Source organism: Pedobacter sp. W3I1, from assembly GCF_030816015.1.
Lineage (GTDB): Bacteria > Bacteroidota > Bacteroidia > Sphingobacteriales > Sphingobacteriaceae > Pedobacter.
Genome location: NZ_JAUSXN010000001.1, coordinates 1,709,938 through 1,733,576, shown reverse-complemented (window position 1 = coordinate 1,733,576; position 23,639 = coordinate 1,709,938). Strand labels below are relative to the sequence as shown.

Sequence of the window (23,639 nt, the reverse complement as noted above, 5' to 3'; positions counted from 1 at the left end):
TTAAGGTGAAGGGTATAAGGCGTAGGTACACGCAGCCAATTTTAGATGTTTTCCTGAAAAGGAAAGATTCTGAAAGCAGAAGTTAAAAGCTTCTACCTTCTGCCTTTTTTTACTATCTTTGCACCGCTTTAAACGCCGTTTGCAACGGTATCAACAGCGTTATGAAAAAATATCAAACACTACTTTACTATTGCTATAGCTACATAGCAGAGGCAGAGCAATTTGCTGCCGATCATCTTAAATTTTGTAAATCGTTAGATCTAGTTGGTCGTATTATCGTTGCCGATGAAGGATTAAACGGAACTGTTTCAGGAACCGTTGAGTCTTGCGATGCTTACATGAAAGCGATACATGCCGATGAAAGGTTTGCAAAAACAGAATTTAAAATAGATGATGTTGAAGAACCTTCGTTTCTGAAAATGCACTGCCGTTACAAATCAGAGATAGTACATTCTGGTTTAAGAGATACTTCAATTATTAATCCGAATGAAAAAACAGGCAAACATTTAGAACCTGTAGATTTCATGAAAATGAAAGACGATGATGATGTAATTATCCTTGATGTACGTTCTAATTACGAGCATAATTTAGGCAAATTTAAAAATGCTGTAACGCTTGATATCGAAAATTTCCGCGATTTCCCAGAGCAGATTAATCAGCTTGCCCAATATAAAGACAAGAAAATATTAACCTATTGTACAGGAGGTATTAAATGTGAAAAAGCTTCTGCTTTGCTTTTACACCATGGCTTTAATGATGTGTATCAGTTGCATGGCGGCATTATTAAGTATGGAAAAGAAGCAGGTGGTAAAGACTTTGAAGGCAAATGTTATGTTTTCGATAACCGCATTGCGGTTGATGTGAATGAGGTAAATCCAACTATTGTTTCGGTTTGCTATAACTGTGGTAAAACTACGTCAAAAATGATCAATTGTGCCAACCCAGAGTGTAATGAGCATATTACCCAATGCGATGAATGTGGCGATCAGCTTCAGGGTTGTTGCTCAACAGCATGTACAACTAACCCTCGTAAACGTCCTTACGATGGCACCGGCTATTATGTAAAAGTTCCGCAGCCGGTTGCTGTAAAAGGTTAGGTTTTGAGTTGATAGTCTATAGTTGATTGCAAAGTTTTAGTTGTAGTGATTGTAACATCATAAGTATTTTGGAGCGCATTGTCATTGCAAACAACAAAGGTTCCGTCCTGCTGTACGTTTTACTTCGCCAATGAAGAATTGGCTTCGTGCCACTTCCATCAGGGCTAGTTGGCAAGAGCTGCTATCTACACTAATACTATTTAACTCCTTAATGTTGCTCAGTATCTTAGCCGTGATAATAATAGCGTCGTCACCCTGAATTCATTTCAGGGTCTATCTTAAAGAAAATGCTGACCGCGTAGTAGCTACAAGACAATTGAAAACACTATTTCTACTTGTAAAATAAATTCAGCATGACGATCGCGTTGGATAATAAAGCTAAAAATTGATCACTTGTGAATAATTTTCAATAAAATCAAGGTTGTGTTTTTTCGCAAATGATTCATTAACCATCAACCATCTCTCGCCTTATTAAACAATTTTTCATTTACTTTGTGTATTAATGGCTTTGCCAATTAACCATTTTATGCTAAACTATTTCCGGCTTCTATTATTACTATCCTGCTTCTCTATAAATACTTATGCATCAGAAATTAAAAGCATAGGCGTTCCTTATATCGAAAATTATCCGAAATCTGTTTATTCATCAGGGAATCAGAACTGGAGTATTGCAAAAGATAAAAATGGAGTAATGTACTTTGGCAACGCAGAAGGATTATTAACTTTTGATGGCCGTTACTGGCAGAAATACCAAATGCCAAACCGGCAGATTGTAAGATCAGTAGCTACAGACAACAAGGGAAGAATTTATACAGGCAGCTTTGGTGAGTTTGGCTTTTGGTCGATTAAGAACAACAAACTAAGCTACAACTCACTTACCAATCTATTGCCAAAAGGCATCAAAATCAATGATGAAGTCTGGAAAATTTATGTAGATCCAAACCGGGTGATATTCCAATCTTTTTCGAAGATTTTTATCTACAAAAACAACAAAATTGAAGTAGTAAAATCACCGTCTTCATTTCTTTTCCTTCATAAGGTAAACAACAGATATTTTATTGAAGTGCTTGAAAAAGGTTTATTTGAACTCGTCGGCAACAAATTAGTCCATATCCCGAATAGCGAAAAGCTGGGCAAAGAAGGTATATTATCTATTCTGCCTTATAAAACCAATGGACTGATTATTGGCACAAGCAAAAATGGATTATTTACATACGATGGGAAAGATTTCAGTCCCTTAAATACAACCGCTAACAGCTACCTCAAAACCTATCAACTCAACAATGGTGTGAGTTTACTGGGCAAGTACTTTGCGTACGGCACTATACTTAACGGTTTGATTATTATAGATGAAGATGGAAAGGTTGTTCAACGCATCAATAAATCCAGTGGCTTACAAAACAATACCGTTTTAAGTTTATATGCCGATAATGAGCAGAATCTTTGGACAGGGCTGGATAACGGGATCGACCGGATAGAACTTAATTCGCCATTATATTTTTATTTCGATAAAACAGGTCAGTTTGGAACTGTTTATTCAAGTATTATCTTCAACAATAAAATTTACCTCGGCACCAATCAAGGGTTATTTTATAGCGAGTGGTCACCTGATAATCTCTTACCCTTTAATTTTCGGTTAATCCCAAACTCGCAAGGCCAGGTATGGGAACTTACCATTATCGATAACGAGTTAATCTGTGGTCATAACAGCGGTACGTTTAAAGTAAATGGCGATAAAATTGACTGGCTATCGAGATCTTCAGGCGGCTGGACCATCAAAAAGTTAAATTCAAATCCAAATTACCTTATTCAGGGCACCTATACCGGACTTTCGCTTTTTACAGAATCTCCGGCTTCGGGATTAAAGTTTGCGACAAGAATTGCAGGCTTTGATGCTCCATCAAGATACGTCGAACAAGACAATAAAGGAGACATCTGGGTGGCACATGCCTACAAAGGTTTATTCAAGCTTAGCTTGAGTGCCAATTATACATCGGTAACCAGCACCAGATACTTCGACGAAAAGAACGGGCTCCCTGGCAATTACAACATTAATATATTCAACTTAGAGAACAAAATTGTTTTTTCTTCCGATGCAGGATTTTATACCTACGATGAGCTTAGTAATAAATTTACCAAATACGAAGCCCTTAACAAAGAGCTTGGCTCCTTCCAGTCTTCGAATAAAATTATTAATGCAGGCGGCAAAAAATACTGGTTTATCAACCATGGCAAAACCGCTTTGGTTAATTTTAGCGAACCTGGTAAAGTAGAAATAGATTCAAACCAGTTTAGCATTTTAGATGGCAGGATGGTTCAATACTATGAGAACATTAGCCGCATCAGTAATTCTATTTACCTGATTAGTGTTGATGATGGCTTTGTGATCTATAATCCAACAGCTAAGCTCAATGCGCAAAAGCAAAAACTTCCTGCAGTTCTGATCAGACGTGTAGAGGATATTACCGATAAATTTTCACTAATCAGTGAAACTGGTAATAGTGAGGAAGCTACAGAGATCCAAAACAGCCGTAACAATATCCGCATTTCTTATGCATTGCCCTATTACCGACAGGCTAAGGTTAAATACCAGTTTTATTTAGAAGGCTATTCGAGGGCATGGTCTGATTGGACTTACGCCACACAAAAAGATTTCACTAACTTAAGTGCAGGCAACTACATTTTTAAAGTTAGAGCAAAAACGGATGACAGCTCGGTAAGTGAGGAAGCCGTTTACAAATTTACCATTTTACGCCCCTGGTATTTAAACAACTGGGCTATTTTGTGTTATACGATCTTATTTGTAGTCGTATTGATTCTGGGTAAGAAAATTTACGAAAGAAAACTCCGCAGGGATAGTCAAAAAATCAGCGACCGTTTACAGGCTGAGCAGGAAGAGATATTAAAACAGGAAACCGAGATCAACGAAAAACAGATTATTAAACTCCAAACCGAGAAATTACAAGCCGAATTAGCCTCTAAAAACAGAGAACTGGCCAACTCAGCCATGACTCTTGTTTATAAAAACGAACTGCTCCAAAAACTGAGTGATGAGATCACCAAGTTAAAAGACGAAAACGGGAAAAAGCTTTCTGATGATCAGACACGCAAAATCCAGAAAGTCATCAACGATGGGATGAACGATGAACGCGACTGGCATTTGTTTGAAAACAGCTTTAACGAGGCGCACGAGAGTTTCTTTAAAAAGTTAAAAGCACAACATCCGGATCTTGTTCCAAATGATTTAAAGCTTTGTGCTTACCTCAGGATGAACATGAGCAGCAAAGAAATGTCGTCACTGTTGAACATCAGTTTAAGGGGTGTAGAGATACGCCGCTATCGCTTGCGCAAAAAGCTCGAAGTACCGCACGACAAGAACTTAACTGAATTTTTAATGGAACTTTAATCCTACATCTATAATCTAATTCCAGCGGTCAAAAATTACTAAAGCCAGCCTTGGGAACCTGTGCAGAAAAAACAGTTTTCGAGGCTTTTTCATGCTATCTTACCAAATCCGGACTACATCATTACCTCTCAAAGCTAGTTTCCTATCCCCACAAAACACTTAGTGTTGTTTGTACACTTACGCATGTGTTAAAATTATGTTAAATCACAAAAAAACTGTGTTTTTAGCCTTAAATGGCATTTGGTTTATTTTACAATTAAACCAAAAGCTGTTCATGATGTATTAATGTAGAGGTAAAAACACTTGCACATCAGCAAAAACAACCCCACATTTAACTAACAATTAAACTAAATTTATAATAAGGCATGAAAAGAATCTTTACAAGAATTTCTGTTCTCGCTGCATTTTGTTTGCTAACAATTAACGTAGCATTAGCGCAAAACATTACCGTAAAAGGTAAAGTAATTGATGGAGGTGATAAGACATCTTTACCAGGCGTAACTATTTTAATTAAAGGAACACAAAATGGCACGCAAACAGATGAGAACGGCAACTACTCAATAAGTGCGCCGGCTAACGCCACATTGGTATTTAACTTTGTAGGCTACACAGCATTAGAACGAGCTGTAAATAATCAAACTACACTTAATGTATCCTTAGCTTCATCAACACAACAATTAGAGCAGATTGTGGTTGTGGGTTATGGTACACAGCGAAAAATTGATGTTACAGGTTCTGTAGCTTCGGTAAAAGGAGAGGATATTTCAAAGCAGGCTTCAGTAAATCCGGTAAGTGCATTACAGGGTAAAGTTGCCGGTGTATCGATTACCAATAACGGTACCCCAGGTTCTTCTCCACAAATTACTATACGTGGTACAAGCACAATATATGGAAAAACCGGACCGCTATACGTAGTAGATGGCGTTTGGTATGATGATATAAACTTTTTAAATCCGGCAGATATTGCGAACATCAGTATCTTAAAGGATGCATCCTCACAATCGATTTATGGTATCCGTGCAGCAAATGGTGTTGTTCTGGTAACTACTGTAAAAGGCAAGAAAGGCAATGCAGTAATCAATTACAATGGATCTGTTGGTCTTCAAAAAGTAACCAATCAGGTAGAAATGGCTAATGCAAGTGAGTATGCTACTTTGGTAAATGAAGCTTATAGTCTTCAGACTCCACCTGTTGCACCTTTATTTGCCAACACCAATTTAGGTACTGGAACCGATTGGTACAACCAGGTACTTAGAACCGCAATGGTTAACAATCACCAATTGTCTATAAGTGGAGGTTCTGAAAAATCAACCTATAATTTCTCTTTGGGCTATCTTGATCAGGATGGAATTGTTAAAAACAATAATTACAAGCGTTATACCGTAAGGTTGGCTAACGATTTCCAGATTTTTGAGCCATTAAAAATCGGTTACAATGTTGCAGGAACTTATAGTAAATCAAAAGATGCTCCAACAGATATTTTCAGAGCCATGTATGCTGCATCACCAGTTGTACCAGTATTCAATACAGATGGCAGTTATGGTGATCCAAACGCATTTAATCTTGGAAATGGAAGCAACATGAACCCTCAGGCAACTCTTGATTTCTTTAACCAAAATACCACAAAATATAAAATTAATGGTAATGTATATGCGGAATTAAAATTCCTTAAAAACTTTACTTTCAAAACCAGTATTGGTGGAGATTTTGGACAGGAAGAAGTGAGGGGCTACGTTCCAAAATATCAGGCTACAAAAACACAATTGAGCACCATTAGTAAACTTGATATTGATCGCATTGAAAACAGAAATTGGCTTGTTGAAAATACCTTGACTTTTGACAAAAGATGGAATGATCATAGTTTAACTGTTTTAGCCGGTCAAACCGCTCAGCGCAATAAAATGTATACCATAAATGCTGATGCGCAAAACGTTCCTTACACTTCTGAAGGAGATTTATATCTGGCATTAGGTGATGCTGCCAGCAGAAGTATTATTGATAAAGGCGAGCTAAGTACCTTTACTTCTTATTTTGCAAGAGTTAATTACGGTTACAAAAACAAATATTTATTAAATGCTTCAATCAGAAGAGACGGTGCATCTCAATTTTTCGGATCTGATAACGTGTGGGGAAATTTCCCTTCAATTGGAGCAGGCTGGGTAATCAGCAACGAGGAATTCATGAAAAACCAGAACATCTTTAGCAACCTAAAATTAAGAGGAAGCTGGGGTAAAGTTGGTAATGCTGGAGTTCCATTCAATCCATCAACCCAAACGGTTGACCAAACCGCTGCTTTAATTGCAATTTTTGGAGGAATTCCATATACCGGAGCCAGCATAAGAACACTCGTACCACCAACCTTATTTTGGGAAAGAAGTGCGGGAACTGACATTGGTTTGGAAATGGGTTTCTTAAAAAACAGATTAAATGTTGAATTGGATTATTACAACAGAAAAACAGAACAGGCGATATTTGACATCCCGGTTCTAGGAAGTTTAGGAACCGTAAACAGTTCTATTATTGCTAATCAGGCAGATATTCAAAACAGTGGTTTCGAATTTTTGGCAACCTGGGCTGATAAAACCTCTGGCGGATTAACCTATTCGATTAGTGGAAACTTAGGAATTAACAATAACAAGGTATTAAATGTTACTTCTGGTGCAAATCCTATTTATAAAGGTGGCGCTGGCCTAACCAGTGGATATGTATCTACAAGAACGGTAAATAATAGAGCTATTGGAGAATTCTATGGCTATCAGGTAGCTGGTATATTCCAAACAGACGCTGAGGCAGCAGCATGGCCTGGATTTAAAAAGGGTGATTTTAAATATGCAGATATCAATGGTGATGGATTGATCGATCTAAGGGATAGGGTTGTTCTTGGTAACCCAAATCCTAAATTCACTTATGGATTAAACACCAACTTTGCTTATAAAAACTTCGATTTAACCCTTGATATACAAGGAGTAGCCGATGTTGATGTATTTAATGCGAACCTGAGTAGCAGATTCGGTAACGAAAACTATACCAAAGACTTCTTTGATCACCGTTGGACAGGTCCGGGTACTTCAAATACTTATCCTTCTGCTGATTTAGCTGGTGGACTCAACAATGCGCCAAACTCGTTTTATATCGAAAAAGGTGATTATATCAGATTAAGAAATATCCAGCTAGGTTATAGCTTACCATCAGCAATTGTTAATAAATGGAAAATGCAACGCTTAAGAGTATTCTTAAATGCACAAAATGCAGTTAACATTTTTGGATACAAAGGATTTAGTCCAGAGGTTGGTGGAACACCAACGAATGCAGGTATTGATACCAATGTATATCCTTTATTTGCTACTTATAACTTTGGAGTTAACGTAACTTTCTAATCGACTTAAAATGAAAAAATATATAAATACACGATCATTTTTTGCTGCAGCTGCATTTAGTGCTGTACTTTTTACTGCATCATGCAAAAAAGATTTCCTAAATGTTCCGCCTCAGGCTCAGCAACCTTCAGTAACTTTTTGGAAAACTCCGGAAGATGCACTAAAAGGTGTAAATGCAATTTACGCCAATTTGCGCAGCTGGAATAACGTTGCCTTTAACGCAATCGCTATAGAAAGCACTGGTTCCGATGAGGCAGATAAAGGGAGTACACCTACAGATGCTACCTTCTTCAATCTTTACGATCAGTTCACGGTTACATCCACTCATGGTACGCTTCAAGACTTCTGGACAGGTCAATATCAAAATATCAACCTTTGTAATCAGGTTCTTGATAATATTCCAAATATTCCTATGGATGAAACATTAAGAAACAGATATCTGGCAGAAGCTAAATTCATTAGGGCATATTCTTATTTCAGACTGGTTCGCGCCTATGGCAACGTAGTACTAAGGCTACATGTACCTAAAGATAATACCGAATATAACCTTCCTCAATCGGATAAAGCTACTGTTTACGCCCAAATAGAAAAAGATTTGAATGAAGCAGCTGCAGTATTACCACAATCGTATGGAGCAGCTGATTTAGGTAGAGCAACCAAAGGTGCAGCTATTGGCCTACATGCGAAAGTTGCCATGTATCAAAACAAATGGGCCGATGTACTCGCATTAACCAATCAGGTAATGACCATGGGATATGATTTATTTCCCGACTTTGAAAAAGGCTTCAGAACTCAGAATGAAAATAACATCGAATCTTTATTTGAAGTACAGGCAGAATTAGTTCCCGGAAATCCCGATGCATCCAATTCACAATATAGTCAGGTTCAGGGTGTGGCAGCTATAATGGGTTGGGGCTTTAATACCCCTTCAGAGGTGTTAGCTAATGCTTTTGAAGCTGGAGATCCACGTAGGGACGCAACAATATTATTTAAAGGTGAAACTACCCCACAAGGTGATTTGGTTCCTACATCAGTACCAAATGAAAGGTATAACCAAAAATCCTATGTTCCCTTTTCAACTCGTGTATCTGGATTTAACGAAGGTGCCCAGCAGAATTTTAGAGTATTAAGATTTGCAGATGTTCTTTTAATGAATGCAGAAGCTGCTAACGAGCAAGGCAATACTTCACAGGCATTAACTTCACTTAATAGGGTTCGTGCACGTGCAAGAGGTGGAAATAACAACATTCTTCCAGATGTTACCACCACGGATAAAACCGCTTTACGCACAGCAATCTGGAAAGAAAGACAGGTTGAACTTGCGATGGAAAATGACCGTTATTTTGATGTTATCCGTCAGGGAAGAGGAGCTGCAGTTTTTGGTGTTAAAGGTTGGAAAGCAAATAAAAATGAAGTTTGGCCAATCCCTCAAAATGAGATTGAACTAAGCGGAGGTTTATTGAAACAAAATCCTGGATATTAAAATAATATCATTCAAGGTTGTCAGCTCGCTGGCAACCTTTCTTTCCTTTATTTAACAGTATGCTAAAAATTACTCCAAACAGAATTACACATCTTACGATAGCGATTCTGTGCCCTTTTTTACTTTTAACAGCCTGTACCGACAGCAAAAATACGGTATACAAACCTGACCTGTCTATCAAAAAGAACTTATCCGACATAGAACTATTAGATCTGGTCCAAAAACAAACGTTCCAGTACTTTTGGGATGGTGCCGAACCTATATCTGGCGCAGGCAGGGAGCGTTTTCACGTAGATAATGTATATCCGGAAAATGATAAGAACACCGTAGCTACAGGCGCTACTGGCTTTGGCTTGATGGCTATTTTAAGTGGGATCGACAGAGCTTATGTGACAAAAAAAAATGGATTTGACCGGTTAAATAAAATACTGGATTTTTTATCCAAAGCAGACCGCTTCCACGGGGCCTGGCCGCATTGGATAAATGGAGAAACAGCTAAAGTACGCCCGTTTGGACGAAAAGATAATGGAGGCGATCTTGTAGAAACTTCTTTCGTTGCGCAGGCTTTAATCTGCATCAACGAATATTACAAAAATGGAACCGAACCTGAAAAAGCATTAGCAAAAAAAGCAGATGAACTTTGGAAGGGTATCGATTTTAACTGGTACCGCAATGGTCAAAATGTGTTGTACTGGCATTGGTCGCCGGAGTACAACTGGGAAATGAATTTTCCGGTAAAAGGCTACAATGAATGTTTAATTATGTACGTTATGGCGGCCTCATCCCCTACCCATTCTATCCCAGCAGCGGTTTATCACGAGGGTTGGGCAAGAGGAGGTGCAATTAAAGCAAATTTCGAACTATACGGCCATCACATCCCGTTAGATTATCAAGGTGCTAAAAATTCTGTGGGCCCTTTATTTTGGGCACATTATTCCTATTTAGGCTTAAATCCAAAAGGCTTAAAAGATCGTTATGCCGATTACTGGGAAAACAACGTCAATCAGACATTGGCCATTCACGATTACTGTGTAGCCAATCCAAAGAAATTTAAAGGTTATGGCGAAAATAATTGGGGCTTAACCGCAAGTTATTCGGTCAAAGGTTATGCCGCACATAGCCTTCAGGAAGATTTTGGTGTAATCTCTCCTACAGCAGCTATATCATCTATCCCATACACCCCAAAAGAATCGATGAAGGTAATCAGACACCTTTACGAAGACCTGGGCGATAAGGTATGGGGCAAATACGGCTTTTATGATGCCTTCTCTGAAACGGATAACTGGTACCCGAAAAGGTATTTAGGCATCGATCAGGGGCCAATGGTAGTGATGATCGAGAATTATAGATCAGGACTGCTTTGGAAGCTGTTCATGGGAAACAAAGATGTTCAAGCTGGCTTAACAAAATTAGATTTCCAGTTTAAACCATAGTATTCAGTAGTATATAAATGTTTAGCCATCATATATTTCAAATTAAATCTACAGAACCATGAAAAGAATAATTTTAATATTAACAGCAATGATAGGGTTTGTAACCCTAAATTCAAGCTTTACAATAGTATCAAGCGCTAAACATAAAACCATAAAAGCTAAGTTTGCTATCGTCAATGTAACAGCTACAAATTCTACCAGCGATGGCGTGTATGTTAGGCTAGAAAATAATACCAGTGGTGGTGTTCATTCCTTCTTTATCCCACCAAACTCGCCAAGCGGAACAGTAATCGGACAAATACCAGAAAACGGAGACATTTATACAGTAAAATTAACCTCAACAGGTGGCGCACATGACATGTGGGTTTACTGGGAGCATCAATCGCACGTTACCGGATTAAGCGTTAACGGAATGGCTATTGGCTGTTCAAGCTGTGCACGAATAAACATTTTTAATTAACCCCACACGAATAATGGCTAAGCATTTATTCAAAATATTTTTAATTACAATCTTCTTTTGCGGTACCCATGCGGTTTATGCGCAGCAAAAAACCTATTGCAACCCAATTAATGTTGATTATGGATACACACCTTTCGAATCGTTTACCGAGTGGGGCAAACACCGTGCAACTGCCGATCCGGTGATTGTAAACTACAAAGGAGATTTCTACCTTTTCAGCACTAACCAGTGGGGCTATTGGCATAGTGCCGATATGCTGAACTGGAAATTTCACGAAAGAAAATTTCTCCGCCCATGGAACAAAACAAAAGACGAACTCTGCGCACCAGGCGTAGGTATTATTGGCGATACCATGGTGGTTTTTGGAAGTACCTATACTAAAAACTTCACCTTATGGGGAAGTACCGACCCCAAGGGGAACAAATGGTTTCCACTTGTTGATTCCTTAGAAATTGGTGGCTGGGATCCTTCCTTTTTTACCGATGATGATGGTAAGTTTTACATGTACAATGGAAGCAGCAATAACTATCCCATGTATGGTGTAGAATTAGACCGCAAAACTTTTCAACCTAAAGGCACCCGCACACCAATGTACCTGCTTGAAAGCTGGCGGTATGGCTGGCAGCGTTTTGGTGAATATATGGACAATACTTTTCTCGATCCTTTTGCCGAAGGCGCATGGATGACCAAACATAATGGCAAATATTATTTTCAATACGGCGCACCAGGAACCGAATTTAGCGGTTATTCTGATGGTGTGGTGGTTGGAACCAAACCTTTGTTTTACGATAGCCCTTTTACCCCGCAATCTGATCCTTTGAGCTATAAAGGCGGTGGATTTTCTCGGGGTGCAGGGCATGGCGCAACCTTTCAGGATAACAGTAAAAATTACTGGCACATCTCTACCAGCATTATTTGTGTAAAAAATACCTGGGAGCGCAGAATGGGTATCTGGCCAACCGGTTTTGATAAAGACGATGTGATGTGGACGAATACCGCCTTTGGCGATTACCCACTCTATTTACCTTCCGAAAGAAAAGAAGGTGGTCCGGCTGGGCCCGGCTGGATGCTCATTAACTATAAAAAACCAGTAACGGTTTCTTCTACATTAGGCAGTTTTAATTCCAATAATGCTGTTGATGAAAGCATTAAAACCTACTGGAGTGCCAAAACCGCAAACAACGGAGAATGGATCCAAACCGATTTGGGCAGTCTTGCTACCGTTAATGCCATTCAGATTAACTATGCCGATCAGGATGCCGAATTTATCGGTAAGCAGATAGGGATTTTTCACCAATACAAAATCCTGTCCTCAACCGATGGCAAAAAATGGACTACCCTTGTTGATAAAAGCCAGAACAAAACCGATGTGCCACATGATTACATCGAACTCCAAAAGCCAGTTAAAACCAGGTTCATTAAAATGGTTAACATTCACATGCCTACCGGAAAATTCGCCATTAGTGGCTTACGTGTTTTCGGCAATGGAAATGGAGAAAAACCAACAACAGTTAAAAACCTGATTGTATTGAGAACAGAAAAAGATAAACGCAGCGCCTACATCAAATGGGAACCAGTGGATAATGCCTTTGCTTACAACCTCTATTATGGTACAGCACTAGATAAGCTTTACAATTGCATTATGGTCCACGATTTTAATGAGTATTGGTTTAAAGCAATGGACAGCCAAAAAGCATATTATTTTGCTATTGAAGCGATAAATGAGAATGGCGTATCGGTAAAAACCGAAGTGAAGAAGGTTGAATAATAAAGTTATAGCTCACGCTCGTTTGTAACGAGTGTGAAAATAATCAATCGCTTTTAGCGATTAATGTTAAAACACGATAAAATCGTAAAGCTAGTTAGGCACTCGTTGGAAACGAGCGCCAGCTAATCGGTTAATAAAAAGAATAAAACACACATATAATGAAGAGAGCGAATATCCTGGTTGTTTTTTTAACCCTGCTTGTACTGAACGGATCAGCACAAACCAAAAAACCTGTTTCGGCAGCAGATGCGAAGATGAATACCTTCATCAGCAACCTCATGACGAAGATGACTGTTGATGAAAAAATTGGTCAACTGAACCTGCCAAGTTCTGGCGATATCACCACAGGACAGGCTAATAGCAGTGACATTTCTAAAAAAATCAGAGATGGACAGGTAGGTGGTTTATTTAACATCAAAGGTGTAGATAAGATAAAGGCGGTTCAAAAGATTGCTGTAGAAAACAGCCGCATGAAAATTCCTTTGCTTTTTGGAATGGATGTTATCCACGGCTACAATACCGTTTTCCCCATTCCATTAGGCATGAGTTGCGTATGGGATATGAATACTGTACAAAAATCGGCGAGGGTTGCCGCAATAGAGGCCAGTGCAAGTGGTATCAACTGGACTTTCTCTCCTATGGTTGATATTTCGAGAGACCCACGTTGGGGCCGCATCTCAGAAGGAAGTGGCGAAGATGCTTATTTAGGTTCGCAAATTGCTGCAGCGATGGTAAAGGGTTATCAGGGGAAACTCCAGGCCAATAACGAAATTTTAGCCTGCGTAAAACACTATGCGCTTTATGGTGCAGCCGAAGCCGGTAGAGATTACAATACAACCGATATGAGCAAAGTACGCATGTACAACGAATATTTTCCACCTTACAAAGCCGCTGTTGATGCAGGTGCAGCCAGTATTATGGCTTCTTTTAACGAAGTTGATGGCATTCCGGCTACAGGAAGCAAATGGTTAATGACCGAAGTTTTGCGCAATCAGTGGGGCTTTAAGGGCTTTGTGGTAACCGATTATACTGGTATTCCTGAAATGATTGCACATGGCATGGGCGATTTACAAACTGTTTCTGCCCTCGCTTTAAATGCTGGCATTGATATGGATATGGTGGGTGAAGGCTTTTTGGGTACTTTAAAAAAATCATTAGCAGAGAAAAAAGTAAGCATAGCACAGATAGACAGGGCTTGCCGATTGGTGCTTCAGGCCAAATATAAACTGGGTTTATTTGCTGATCCTTATAAATTCTGCAGCGCAGAAAGGGCAGAAAAAGAAGTTTTTAGCCCTGCCAACCGCCAGGTTGCACGCGAAATCGCAGCAGAAAGTTTTGTGTTATTGAAAAACAACAACAATTTACTTCCCTTAAAAAAATCAGGCACAATTGGCTTAATTGGTCCATTGGCTGATAATACAGCCAATATGTATGGTACCTGGAGTGTTGCTGCCCTGTTCGATAAATCAATAACGGTACTTCAAGGTTTAAAAAATGCTTTAGGTAATGATGCGAAAATATTAACAGCCCGAGGTGCCAATTTTTTAGCAGATTCTACTATGGAACACCGTTATGTAAATATCCACAACCCGACTTACAAACGTGATCCACGAACTGAAGCTGAAATGATTAAAGAAGCTTTAGAGGTAGCGAAAAAATCGGATGTTATTGTAGCTACCATCGGAGAGGGTTCTGAGTTTACCGGCGAAAGCAGTAGTGTAACGGATATCCAGATTCCTGAAACACAGAAAAACCTGTTAAAAGCATTGGCGAAGACTGGCAAACCAGTAGTGCTGGTATTGTTTACAGGCCGTCCGCTGGCATTAAACTGGGAGCAAGAAAATATTCCAGCAATTTTAAATGTCTGGTTTCCAGGTAGTGAAGCAGGAAGCGCAATTGCCGATGTACTTTTTGGTGATGTTAATCCATCGGGTAAATTGAGTACAACCTTTCCTCAAAACGTAGGTCAGGTTCCATTGTATTATGCACATAAAAATACTGGCCGCCCCTTGGCAGAAGGTAAATGGTTCGAAAAATTCCGTTCCAACTATTTAGACGTAAGCAATGATCCTTTATATCCCTTCGGTTTTGGTTTAAGTTATACGACTTTCAGCCATAGCGATGTTAAACTAAGTTCAAATACCTTAACAAAAGGAAAATTGATCACAGCATCGGTTACTTTAAGCAATACAGGCAAATATGAGGGTAAAGAAGTTGTTCAATTATACATTCAAGATCTTGTTGGAAGCATTACCCGCCCGGTTAAGGAGCTAAAAGGTTTCCAAAAGATTAATTTAAAAGCTGGAGAAAGTAAAACCGTTACTTTCAATATTTCCGAAAACGACCTTAAATTTTACAATTCTGATCTAAAATTAGTTGCAGAACCTGGCGATTTCAAAGTATTTATTGGTACAAATTCACGTGACGTAAAAGAAGCATCTTTTATGCTGAAATAAAGACAATTAGGTTTGGTTATAAACCCTGAGCTATTGTAAAATAGCCAGGGTTTTCTATTTTTGTTAAATGAAGAAGATTATTCTAACCATCTGCATTCTTTTTTCTGTACTTTTTTTAAACGCTCAAGACTTAGAAAAATATGACAGGGGAAGTTATATCAAAGGAAAAGATTCTATTTACTATAGGATTTTGTTTCCCGAGAATTTTAATCCCGACCAAAAATATCCAATCATCTTTTTCCTTCATGGAAGCGGGGAAAGAGGTAATGATAATGCCAGTCAACTGGTACATGGTGGAAAATTGTTTTTAAAGAATGATTTACGCAAAAATTTTCCTGCTATTGTGGTTTTCCCGCAGTGCCCATTAAATGATTTTTGGGCGAATGCCAGGTTCGAAAAAGATGCCAAAGGTAAAAGGAGAATAAGTTTTGTGGAAGGTAGCAAACCAACCAAAATTATGCATGCGCTACAAGGAATGGTTAAAAACTTACTTAATAAACCTTACATTAACAAAGAACAGGTGTATGTAGGCGGTTTATCTATGGGTGCAATGGGTACTTACGAATTGTTAAGAAGAGAACGCCGTAAATTTGCCGCAGCTATTGCTATTTGTGGTGGAGACAATACCAACAACATTAAAAAATATCAAAAAATACCACTTTGGATTTTTCATGGTGCAAAAGATGATATTGTGGATCCTGTATTTTCGATTGCCATTGCCGAGCGCTTAAAAACCGTTGGTGATGAGGTAAAGTTCACCCTGTATCCAAATGCCAACCACAATAGCTGGGACAGTGCATTTGCCGAACCGGAATTATTGCCCTGGTTGTTTTCGCATAAGAAATAGCAGATTAACCTCGTAGAATTAATTTCTTTCGGATCGTCACCCTGAACCGAGCCTTAGCGAGCTCACCGAAGGTAATTTATTTCAGGGTCTCTACTAGATAGATGCTGAAACAAGTTCAGCAGGACGACTAAATTTAAAAAAGATTTCAATGTAAAATCAATTTTTAGGTAAAAGAATTAGAAAAGCAGGGTTCCGTACTTATCGGTTCGGAAAGTCCTGCCATCCGCTTTACTCTCCCCGATTGAAAAAAATCGGGAGCTCGTGCCCGCTGCTGTCAGGTTTAATTTACCTGGGTAAACCTAAGTAAACTAGACCCGACAAAATGGAAAGCCCGGATCCCGATTCTTCATCGGGAGAGGACTTGAAATGATGGCGGGACTGCTGCAACCATTAAGCACAGGCTTTGCTCTTCAAAAAACAAAAACCACAAAAAAAGCCTGAAGAAAAATCTTCAAGCTCTTGTAAAATATTCTAATTGTTGTTACTCAGCCATATTATGGTAAACCGCCTGCACATCATCATCTTCCTCTAACTTATCGATCAATTTTAATACATCAGCAGCTTGCTCTTCTGTAACCTCATGATGAGATAAGGCAATACGCTCTAATTTTGAACTTTTTAACTCGATGCCTTTCTCTTCTAAAGCTTTTTGCAAAGAACCAAAGTTTTCAAATGCAGCCTGCGCTACCGCGATATCATTCCCTTCTTCGTCAGCCTCAACATAAAGTTCCTCTAAACCAGCATCAATTAATTCGAACTCTAATTCTTCCAGATCTAAACCTTCAGCAGGTACAAAACGGAAAACAGATTTGCGGTTAAAAACAAAGTCCAACGATCCGGTTTTTCCTAAAGTACCATTCGTTTTATTAAAATAACTACGCACGTTTGCTACCGTACGGTTGGTATTATCAGTAGCCGTTTCAATTAAAACCGCAACGCCGTGTGGTGCATAACCTTCGTATACAATTTCTTCATAGTTGGCCATCGATTTATCAGATGCACGCTTAATTGCTGCCTCTACCCTATCTTTTGGCATGTTTACAGCTTTCGCATTTTGCATAGCTGTACGTAAACGAGAGTTGGTTTCCGGATGAGGTCCTGATTCCTTAACCGCCATTACGATATCTTTACCAATACGCGTAAACTGAACCGCCATTTTGGCCCAACGCTTAAATTTTCTCTCTTTTCTAAATTCGAATGCTCTTCCCATTTATTTTAGTATTGAGATATAAGATCTGAGATATCAGACCTTAAGCCTTCAACCTTCAAACCTTCTACCTTTATATTATTTCCTTAAATTTTTTAACATATCTGCTGTCAGTTTCGATAAATCGAATTCTGGCTTCCATCCCCAATCTTTTGCTGCATAGTTATCATCGATAGAACGTGGCCAGCTGTTTGCAATTTGCTGACGAGGATCATTAGGGCTGTAAGTTAGTGTAAAATCCGGAATATGTTTTCTGATTTCTGCAGCCAAAACCTCCGGTGTAAAACTTACCCCGCCAAAATTATAGCTGCTACGCACTGAAATCTGATCTGCCGGTGCATCCATCAGTTCGATTGTTCCGCGAATGGCATCATCCATATACATCATTGGCAATTCTGTTTCCGCATTTAAAAAACTCTGGTAACTACCTTTTTTCAACGCATCGTGAAAAATGTGGATTGCATAATCTGTTGTGCCACCACCCGGCGCAGCCTTCCAGCTAATTAATCCTGGATAACGGATACTACGCACATCCAATCCATATTTTTGGTTATAATATTCGCACCAGCGCTCACCTGCCAGTTTACTGATTCCATAAACGGTATTCGGATCCATTACACAATATTGTGAGGTATTATCTTTTGGCGAATTCGGACCAAATACAGCGATAGAACTTGGCCAATATACTTTTGCAGTTTTATATTCTAAAGCTAAATCTAAAACATTCAATAAGCCGTTCATATTTAAATCCCAGGCTAGTTTTGGATTTTGCTCGCCAGTAGCCGATAATAAAGCCGCTAAAAGGTAAACCTGTGTTGGTTTGTATTTACGAAAAATGCCGTTGATCATTTCCTTATCAAGCACATTCACAAATTCAAACGGTGCAGAGTTTTTGATATCATAATCCGGCCTGCGTATATCGCATGCCACAACATGATCATCACCATATATTTTACGTAACATGGTGACCAGCTCGGTACCAATTTGCCCATTAGAGCCTAAAACAACAATTTTTTCTTGCATATTTTTTTTGAGATTGAGCAAAGGTAAAAAAATGGGATAAAAGGCGATAAAATATTTATACTTAGTGTATAACTTTCACCTGGATTAATTGTCGAAATCGATTAATTGCATAAAACATTCGAACTTTATCATCTTCCAACGCCTAAAACTGAAGCCATTTAAAAGTGAAAGTCAAATAAATTATTACATTTACTACACGCGTACCGGATAACCAAATAACAATGACTCACCCTGAGCCTGAAAAATCTGCAGATTTACTTAAGCGCCTGAAACTAGGCGATAAGCAGGCTTACGAAAAAATATATTTCACCTATAGTAATGAGCTTTTATTGGCAGCTTACAAAAAAACAGGCGACAGGGTAATTGCGGAAGAGCTGGTGCAGAATATCTTTATTTCCCTTTGGGAAAAGCGGCAGGAAGCAGTGATCAATAATCTCCAGGCTTATTTGTTCGGTGCCTTGAAGTTAAGTGTAATCAACCACATCAGGAGTTTGGTTATGCAAAACAAGTACATGGAGTACCAAACCCTAACCTATTCAGAAAATCATCAGGATACCGCAAACCTGGTCGATCTTCATGATCTATCTTCCATCATTGAAGAAGGGATCAACTCACTTCCAGAAAAAACACAAGAGGTTTTCAGGCTGAGCCGGTACCAACACCAAACTACCAAAGATATTTCTGCTGGTTTAAATATCTCTGAAAAAGCTGTAGAATATCATATCACCCAATCAATTAAAAGGATAAAAGAATACATCAAAAATTTCTACATCTTTTTATAACTGATTATCAATCATTTACAATTTATTTTACTTTTTATCCCTCGCACCTTTAGGGTTTCACCCCTGTTGTGTTACTTGTATAGTATAAGACCAAATATTCTTTTTTATGGACCAGCAATCATTTTACGATTTACTCAACCGTTACGAAAACGGAAATTGTACGGAAGCAGAAAGGCTTTGGGTAGATAAATGGTACCATAACTTAAATAAGCAGAATTTTAAAGATTTATCATCAGGTGTGCTCGAAGAAATGCAGATGAATACCTGGCTTGGCATCAATAACATTGCGCAGAAACCAACAAACGCATTAAAAGTTAAAAAGCTTTGGCCAAAATTGGCTATTGCAGCATCTATTATGATTGCATTTTTTATTGCTGGTTTATATTTAACCAGTTACAACCATGCCGAACAGTCTTTTATTGATGAAAATGAAGGTTTAAACTTAATCAGCAAAACAAACGAGGGTGATAGCAGTATGGTTATATCACTTAGTGATGAAAGTACCGTAACCCTTAAACCAAAGGCAAACATTATTTACCCTAAGGTTTTTGCGACCAATAAAAGAATGGTTTATTTAAAAGGAAGTGCATTTTTCTCGGTAAGCAAAAATCCCAAGCGCCCATTTTATGTGTACAATCAAAAACTGGTTGTTCGTGTTTTGGGCACCAGCTTTTGGGTAAAATCATCAACTGATAAACTTCCGGCCCAGGTTGCAGTAAGAACAGGTAAAGTTCAGGTAGAAGAAAATCAAAAAAGTTCGCTATTCACTTTCACCAAAGCAAAACTGGCAAAACCAATACTGCTTACACCAAACCAAAAGGGCGTTTTTGTTGACCATAAGTTAAATAAAACGTTGGTAAACAAGCCCATTCCCTTGGCCGAAGCTTATAACATACCCACAAGCTTGAGCTATAATTTTAAAGAAGAAAGTGTTAAGGAAATTTTCAAAACCTTATCTGAAGCTTATGGGATAGAGATAAAAATGGATAATGAGCAAATTTCGACCTATACTTTTACCGGAGATTTAAGCAAAAAAGGGCTATATGAGCAGCTCGATCTGATCTGCGGAACCATCTCCAGCAAATATTACATTCAGGGAACCAGTATTATAGTTTCCAATAAAAACTAACCAAATATATAAACATGATGAAGAAGAACCACAACACCAACAGCCCATAACCGCGGCTCCGTTTTCCATAATATTTTTCTAAAAAACAAAGCCGACAATGTGGGGCATTGCCGGCGAGTTAATACATCAGAAATGTATTCATGGTATTTCTATGTCCAATAAATCCAATCATTTAATGAACAATAACCAAATTTATGAAAAAAAATCAACTTATTTCGCTGGCGATATATGCAATGAGAGTTTCGATTTACCAAATACTTGCAATAATAATTTTTACTTGTGGTGCTTTTGCCAAAAATGTCGACGCCCAGGATTTTCTGAATAAATCAATTTCGATTAAAGCCGATCAAACAGATATTAAAACCATAATAGAAAAAACAGAACACTTAGCCAATGTTAAATTTGTTTATAGTCCACAGTTAATAAATTCCAGCCGTAAAGTTTCTATTAATGTGGTTAACCAAAAGCTTAAATACTTTCTTGAGAATTCGCTAAAACGTTATGATGTGGGATATAGGATAGTTAAGGATCAGATTCTGCTCTATTCTATTCCCGCAAATAACAACCTCGAACTACTCAAAGCTTTCGAAGGTATTGTTACCGGCAAAGTAACCGATAGTAAAGGCAATGCCATTCCAGGTGTATCGATTACCGTTAAAGGAAAATCAATCGGAACTACAACCGACGAAAATGGTGCTTTTGCTTTAAAAGGCCTTACTGTTGATAGTCGTGTACTCGTGGTGAGATACGTAGGTTTCATTTCTAAAGAAGTAAACCTATCACCAGGCAATGCCGACGAAAACCTGAGCATCAGCCTGTCAGAAGATAACCTCCAGCTGGAAAGTGTGATGGTAACCGGTGGTAATCCGAAGAAAAAATTAGAAAGTAGTGTAGCGCTAACCTCGGTAAGCAATAAAGACATTACCAACAGGGCGCCTTTAAACAGTACCGATTTATTAAAAGCCATACCGGGTTTAACGGTAGAAAGTACAGGTGGCGACGGCCCTGGAAATGTTTGGGTAAGAGGCTTTCCGCAACAGGGTGGTTATATTTTCCTGGGTATACAGGAAGATGGTTTACCGCTTTTACCAACTGGTTTCAACACCAACCCATCTGTTGATCAATATTATAAAACAGATTTAACCATTCAGAATATCGAAGCGGTTAGAGGTGGCAATGCCTCCATTATCCAGGCCAATACACCAGGCGCTGTGGTAAACAACATTAGCTATGTGGGCGCCGATAAACCATATGGCCAGTTTAAATTTACCACAGGTTTTTCGCAGGGTTTATACCGTTTTGATGGAAATACCGGAGGAAAAATAAACGATCAGATTAAATATAACATTGGTGGTTTTTACCGTACTGATAACGGTGTGGTAGATCAGGGTTTTAATCCGGCCAACCAGGGCGGGCAAATTAAGGGCAACATGACTTTTAACTTTAAGAACAACAAAGGCTTTATTAGGGTATACGGAAAATACCTGAACGATAAAGTTCAGTTCTTGTTAACCAGTTATTACCCTTATGATGCTACCGGAAAGCCAACTACTTACCGCGATTATGATATGGCTTCGCAATCGATCCTACCCGTTCAGACTGAATGGAGCTATAACGATCCTTCAACCGGAAACCATAATTTTAGTTTAACAGATGGTATCCATACCAAATTGGGATCAGCTGGTTTCCAGTTCAACTACCTAACCGACAGTGGTTGGCAGATTGTGAACAATTTCCGTTATCAAAATACGCACACTAACTCAACCTATACCGTCCCTGCCGGAATTACAGCGAGAACAGCGGCAACCCCTTACTATTACCCGGGAGGTGCAGTTGCGCCGTTTGTAACTGGAGATTATGTAATTACATCAAATGCACAGGGACAAATTAACAGCGATGTTCAAATTGTTGATTACCTGGATTTAAAAAAGACTATTAAAAACCATAGTTTAAATATTGGTGCTGGCATCCATCAATACAATCGCGATGATTTACGTTATGCATTTAGGTCCTATACAGAATTTAAAGAGCATCCAAGTATTATCCTGCAATCGCCAACAACAGCAGAAAGAACCATTCAAACCAAAAACACCTTTATTGGCGATACCAGAACGTTATCGGCTTATGCAGGCGATGAGATTAAAATATCCGAAAAATGGCGTTTAGATATTGGAGCCAGAATTGATAACCAGAATGTTAAGGGCGATAGACCTTATTATGCACTTAATGCAAATGGAACTGTAAATATTGCAGCACCAGCAACTCCAACCATATTGGGTTATACCAGCTATGATGAAACATTAACCAACTGGGCAGCATCAATTGGCGCAAATTATAAGATAAGTACTACTGCAAGTATGTTTGCGCGTGCTACAAAAGCTTATAACGCACCTAATATAGGCGATTATAACGCTTCAGGATATAATGGTGCAAACATTAAAAAACGCCCGGTTTATTTAGGCGAAGTAGGCTTTAAATACGCCAAAAACAATCTGGCTATTTTTGCATCAGGAAGTTATTCTGCCATTAAAAATGTTTCTTTAACGATTAATGTGCCAACAACTGCGGCTGGAACACAAGCATTGGTGGCTTTTGGCTCTACACGTACCTGGAGTGCCGAGTATGAAGTTTCTTACAAAATATTCAAACCGTTAAGTTTGCGCTTAACCGGAACACTCCAAGATTCTAAATACACCGATTACGAAGCAAATACAAGTGGCAATGCCGCTGTAGCAGCCGAATTTGGCGACCGTGTATATAGCTTTACCGGCAAAAGAACCGAAAGGGTACCTGTATTGAATACGGAGTTAGGTGCCAACTACGATTACAAAAACTTTAACCTGTATGTGGCAGCCAATTATGTTGGCAGTCGCTTTACCTCACCTAGTGGTAGTTACGAACTCCCATCGTATGTAGTAATGAAAGCTGGAGCAGGATATAATTTTACTAAAAAGATTTCAATAAGATTTTGGGCAGACAACTTGTTAAATGCAAAAGTGTTGACAGAGGGCGATGTTCGCGGAGATCAGTTCAGAGATTTCTCAACCGTAACCCCTGGCACATTAATGATTGGCAGAACATTACTCCAACGTACTTTCTGGGGATCATTAGCTTATTCATTCTAACAAATAAAACCGGAGCTCACACTCCGGTTTTTTTAATTCTAAAACA

Annotated in this window: 14 protein-coding genes; 12 read left to right on the top strand and 2 right to left on the bottom strand. The window is 38.7% G+C overall.

Going from position 1 to position 23,639, the window contains the following annotated elements; genetic code table 11:
- The first annotated feature begins 161 nt into the window (after positions 1–161).
- From QF042_RS07435 to QF042_RS07395, 9 genes are all read left to right on the top strand, one after another.
- Positions 162–1,097, top strand: coding sequence for a rhodanese-related sulfurtransferase (locus QF042_RS07435; protein ID WP_307526820.1), 936 nt, complete (start codon positions 162–164; stop codon positions 1,095–1,097).
- Between the two features lie 526 nt (positions 1,098–1,623).
- Positions 1,624–4,503 carry a triple tyrosine motif-containing protein gene (locus QF042_RS07430; RefSeq protein WP_307526819.1) on the top strand — a complete coding sequence of 960 codons (2,880 nt, stop codon included), beginning with the start codon at positions 1,624–1,626 and terminating at the stop codon, positions 4,501–4,503.
- Between the two features lie 365 nt (positions 4,504–4,868).
- Entirely contained in the window at positions 4,869–7,880 is a 3,012-nt protein-coding gene (locus QF042_RS07425) for a TonB-dependent receptor (RefSeq protein ID WP_307526817.1), read from the top strand.
- Positions 7,881–7,890: 10 nt separating this feature from the next.
- Entirely contained in the window at positions 7,891–9,363 is a 1,473-nt protein-coding gene (locus QF042_RS07420) for a RagB/SusD family nutrient uptake outer membrane protein (RefSeq protein WP_307526816.1), read from the top strand.
- Positions 9,364–9,422: 59 nt separating this feature from the next.
- Positions 9,423–10,796 carry a glucoamylase family protein gene (locus QF042_RS07415; RefSeq protein WP_307526813.1) on the top strand — a complete coding sequence of 458 codons (1,374 nt, stop codon included), beginning with the start codon at positions 9,423–9,425 and terminating at the stop codon, positions 10,794–10,796.
- A gap of 58 nt (positions 10,797–10,854) precedes the next feature.
- A complete protein-coding gene (locus QF042_RS07410; RefSeq protein WP_307526812.1) occupies positions 10,855–11,256 on the top strand; it encodes a hypothetical protein in 402 nt (133 codons plus the stop codon).
- A gap of 13 nt (positions 11,257–11,269) precedes the next feature.
- Positions 11,270–13,024, top strand: coding sequence for a discoidin domain-containing protein (locus tag QF042_RS07405; protein ID WP_307526810.1), 1,755 nt, complete (start codon positions 11,270–11,272; stop codon positions 13,022–13,024).
- A gap of 158 nt (positions 13,025–13,182) precedes the next feature.
- Positions 13,183–15,480 carry a beta-glucosidase BglX gene (bglX, locus tag QF042_RS07400; protein ID WP_307526808.1) on the top strand — a complete coding sequence of 766 codons (2,298 nt, stop codon included), beginning with the start codon at positions 13,183–13,185 and terminating at the stop codon, positions 15,478–15,480.
- A 67-nt stretch (positions 15,481–15,547) separates the two neighbouring features.
- Entirely contained in the window at positions 15,548–16,327 is a 780-nt protein-coding gene (locus QF042_RS07395; RefSeq protein WP_307526805.1) for a dienelactone hydrolase family protein, read from the top strand.
- 481 nt (positions 16,328–16,808) lie between these two features.
- Here QF042_RS07395 and QF042_RS07390 read toward each other — a convergent pair whose 3' ends face one another.
- Positions 16,809–17,537 carry a YebC/PmpR family DNA-binding transcriptional regulator gene (locus tag QF042_RS07390; protein WP_307526803.1) on the bottom strand — a complete coding sequence of 243 codons (729 nt, stop codon included), beginning with the start codon at positions 17,535–17,537 and terminating at the stop codon, positions 16,809–16,811.
- A 75-nt stretch (positions 17,538–17,612) separates the two neighbouring features.
- On the bottom strand, positions 17,613–18,557 hold the full coding sequence (locus QF042_RS07385; RefSeq protein ID WP_307526802.1) for an NAD-dependent epimerase/dehydratase family protein: 945 nt from the start codon (positions 18,555–18,557) through the stop codon (positions 17,613–17,615).
- 221 nt (positions 18,558–18,778) lie between these two features.
- On the opposite strand from QF042_RS07385, the gene QF042_RS07380 reads away from it, so the two are divergent.
- The 3 genes from QF042_RS07380 to QF042_RS07370 all read left to right on the top strand — a co-directional run bounded on the left by QF042_RS07380 (position 18,779) and on the right by QF042_RS07370 (position 23,593).
- Positions 18,779–19,339, top strand: coding sequence for a sigma-70 family RNA polymerase sigma factor (locus QF042_RS07380; protein ID WP_307526800.1), 561 nt, complete (start codon positions 18,779–18,781; stop codon positions 19,337–19,339).
- A gap of 106 nt (positions 19,340–19,445) precedes the next feature.
- The gene (locus QF042_RS07375; RefSeq protein WP_307526798.1) at positions 19,446–20,468 is read left to right on the top strand and encodes a FecR family protein; all 1,023 of its coding nucleotides are present in this window, start codon (positions 19,446–19,448) and stop codon (positions 20,466–20,468) included.
- 194 nt (positions 20,469–20,662) lie between these two features.
- Entirely contained in the window at positions 20,663–23,593 is a 2,931-nt protein-coding gene (locus QF042_RS07370; RefSeq protein WP_307526796.1) for a TonB-dependent receptor, read from the top strand.
- Positions 23,594–23,639: the final 46 nt, after the last annotated feature.

Coding starts and splice junctions, on each gene's coding strand:
- QF042_RS07435 (WP_307526820.1), top strand. CDS start 162: ATGAAAAAATATCAAACACTACTTTACTATTGCTATAGCTACATAGCA.
- QF042_RS07430 (WP_307526819.1), top strand. CDS start 1,624: ATGCTAAACTATTTCCGGCTTCTATTATTACTATCCTGCTTCTCTATA.
- QF042_RS07425 (WP_307526817.1), top strand. CDS start 4,869: ATGAAAAGAATCTTTACAAGAATTTCTGTTCTCGCTGCATTTTGTTTG.
- QF042_RS07420 (WP_307526816.1), top strand. CDS start 7,891: ATGAAAAAATATATAAATACACGATCATTTTTTGCTGCAGCTGCATTT.
- QF042_RS07415 (WP_307526813.1), top strand. CDS start 9,423: ATGCTAAAAATTACTCCAAACAGAATTACACATCTTACGATAGCGATT.
- QF042_RS07410 (WP_307526812.1), top strand. CDS start 10,855: ATGAAAAGAATAATTTTAATATTAACAGCAATGATAGGGTTTGTAACC.
- QF042_RS07405 (WP_307526810.1), top strand. CDS start 11,270: ATGGCTAAGCATTTATTCAAAATATTTTTAATTACAATCTTCTTTTGC.
- bglX (WP_307526808.1), top strand. CDS start 13,183: ATGAAGAGAGCGAATATCCTGGTTGTTTTTTTAACCCTGCTTGTACTG.
- QF042_RS07395 (WP_307526805.1), top strand. CDS start 15,548: ATGAAGAAGATTATTCTAACCATCTGCATTCTTTTTTCTGTACTTTTT.
- QF042_RS07390 (WP_307526803.1), bottom strand. CDS start 17,537: ATGGGAAGAGCATTCGAATTTAGAAAAGAGAGAAAATTTAAGCGTTGG.
- QF042_RS07385 (WP_307526802.1), bottom strand. CDS start 18,557: ATGCAAGAAAAAATTGTTGTTTTAGGCTCTAATGGGCAAATTGGTACC.
- QF042_RS07380 (WP_307526800.1), top strand. CDS start 18,779: ATGACTCACCCTGAGCCTGAAAAATCTGCAGATTTACTTAAGCGCCTG.
- QF042_RS07375 (WP_307526798.1), top strand. CDS start 19,446: ATGGACCAGCAATCATTTTACGATTTACTCAACCGTTACGAAAACGGA.
- QF042_RS07370 (WP_307526796.1), top strand. CDS start 20,663: ATGAAAAAAAATCAACTTATTTCGCTGGCGATATATGCAATGAGAGTT.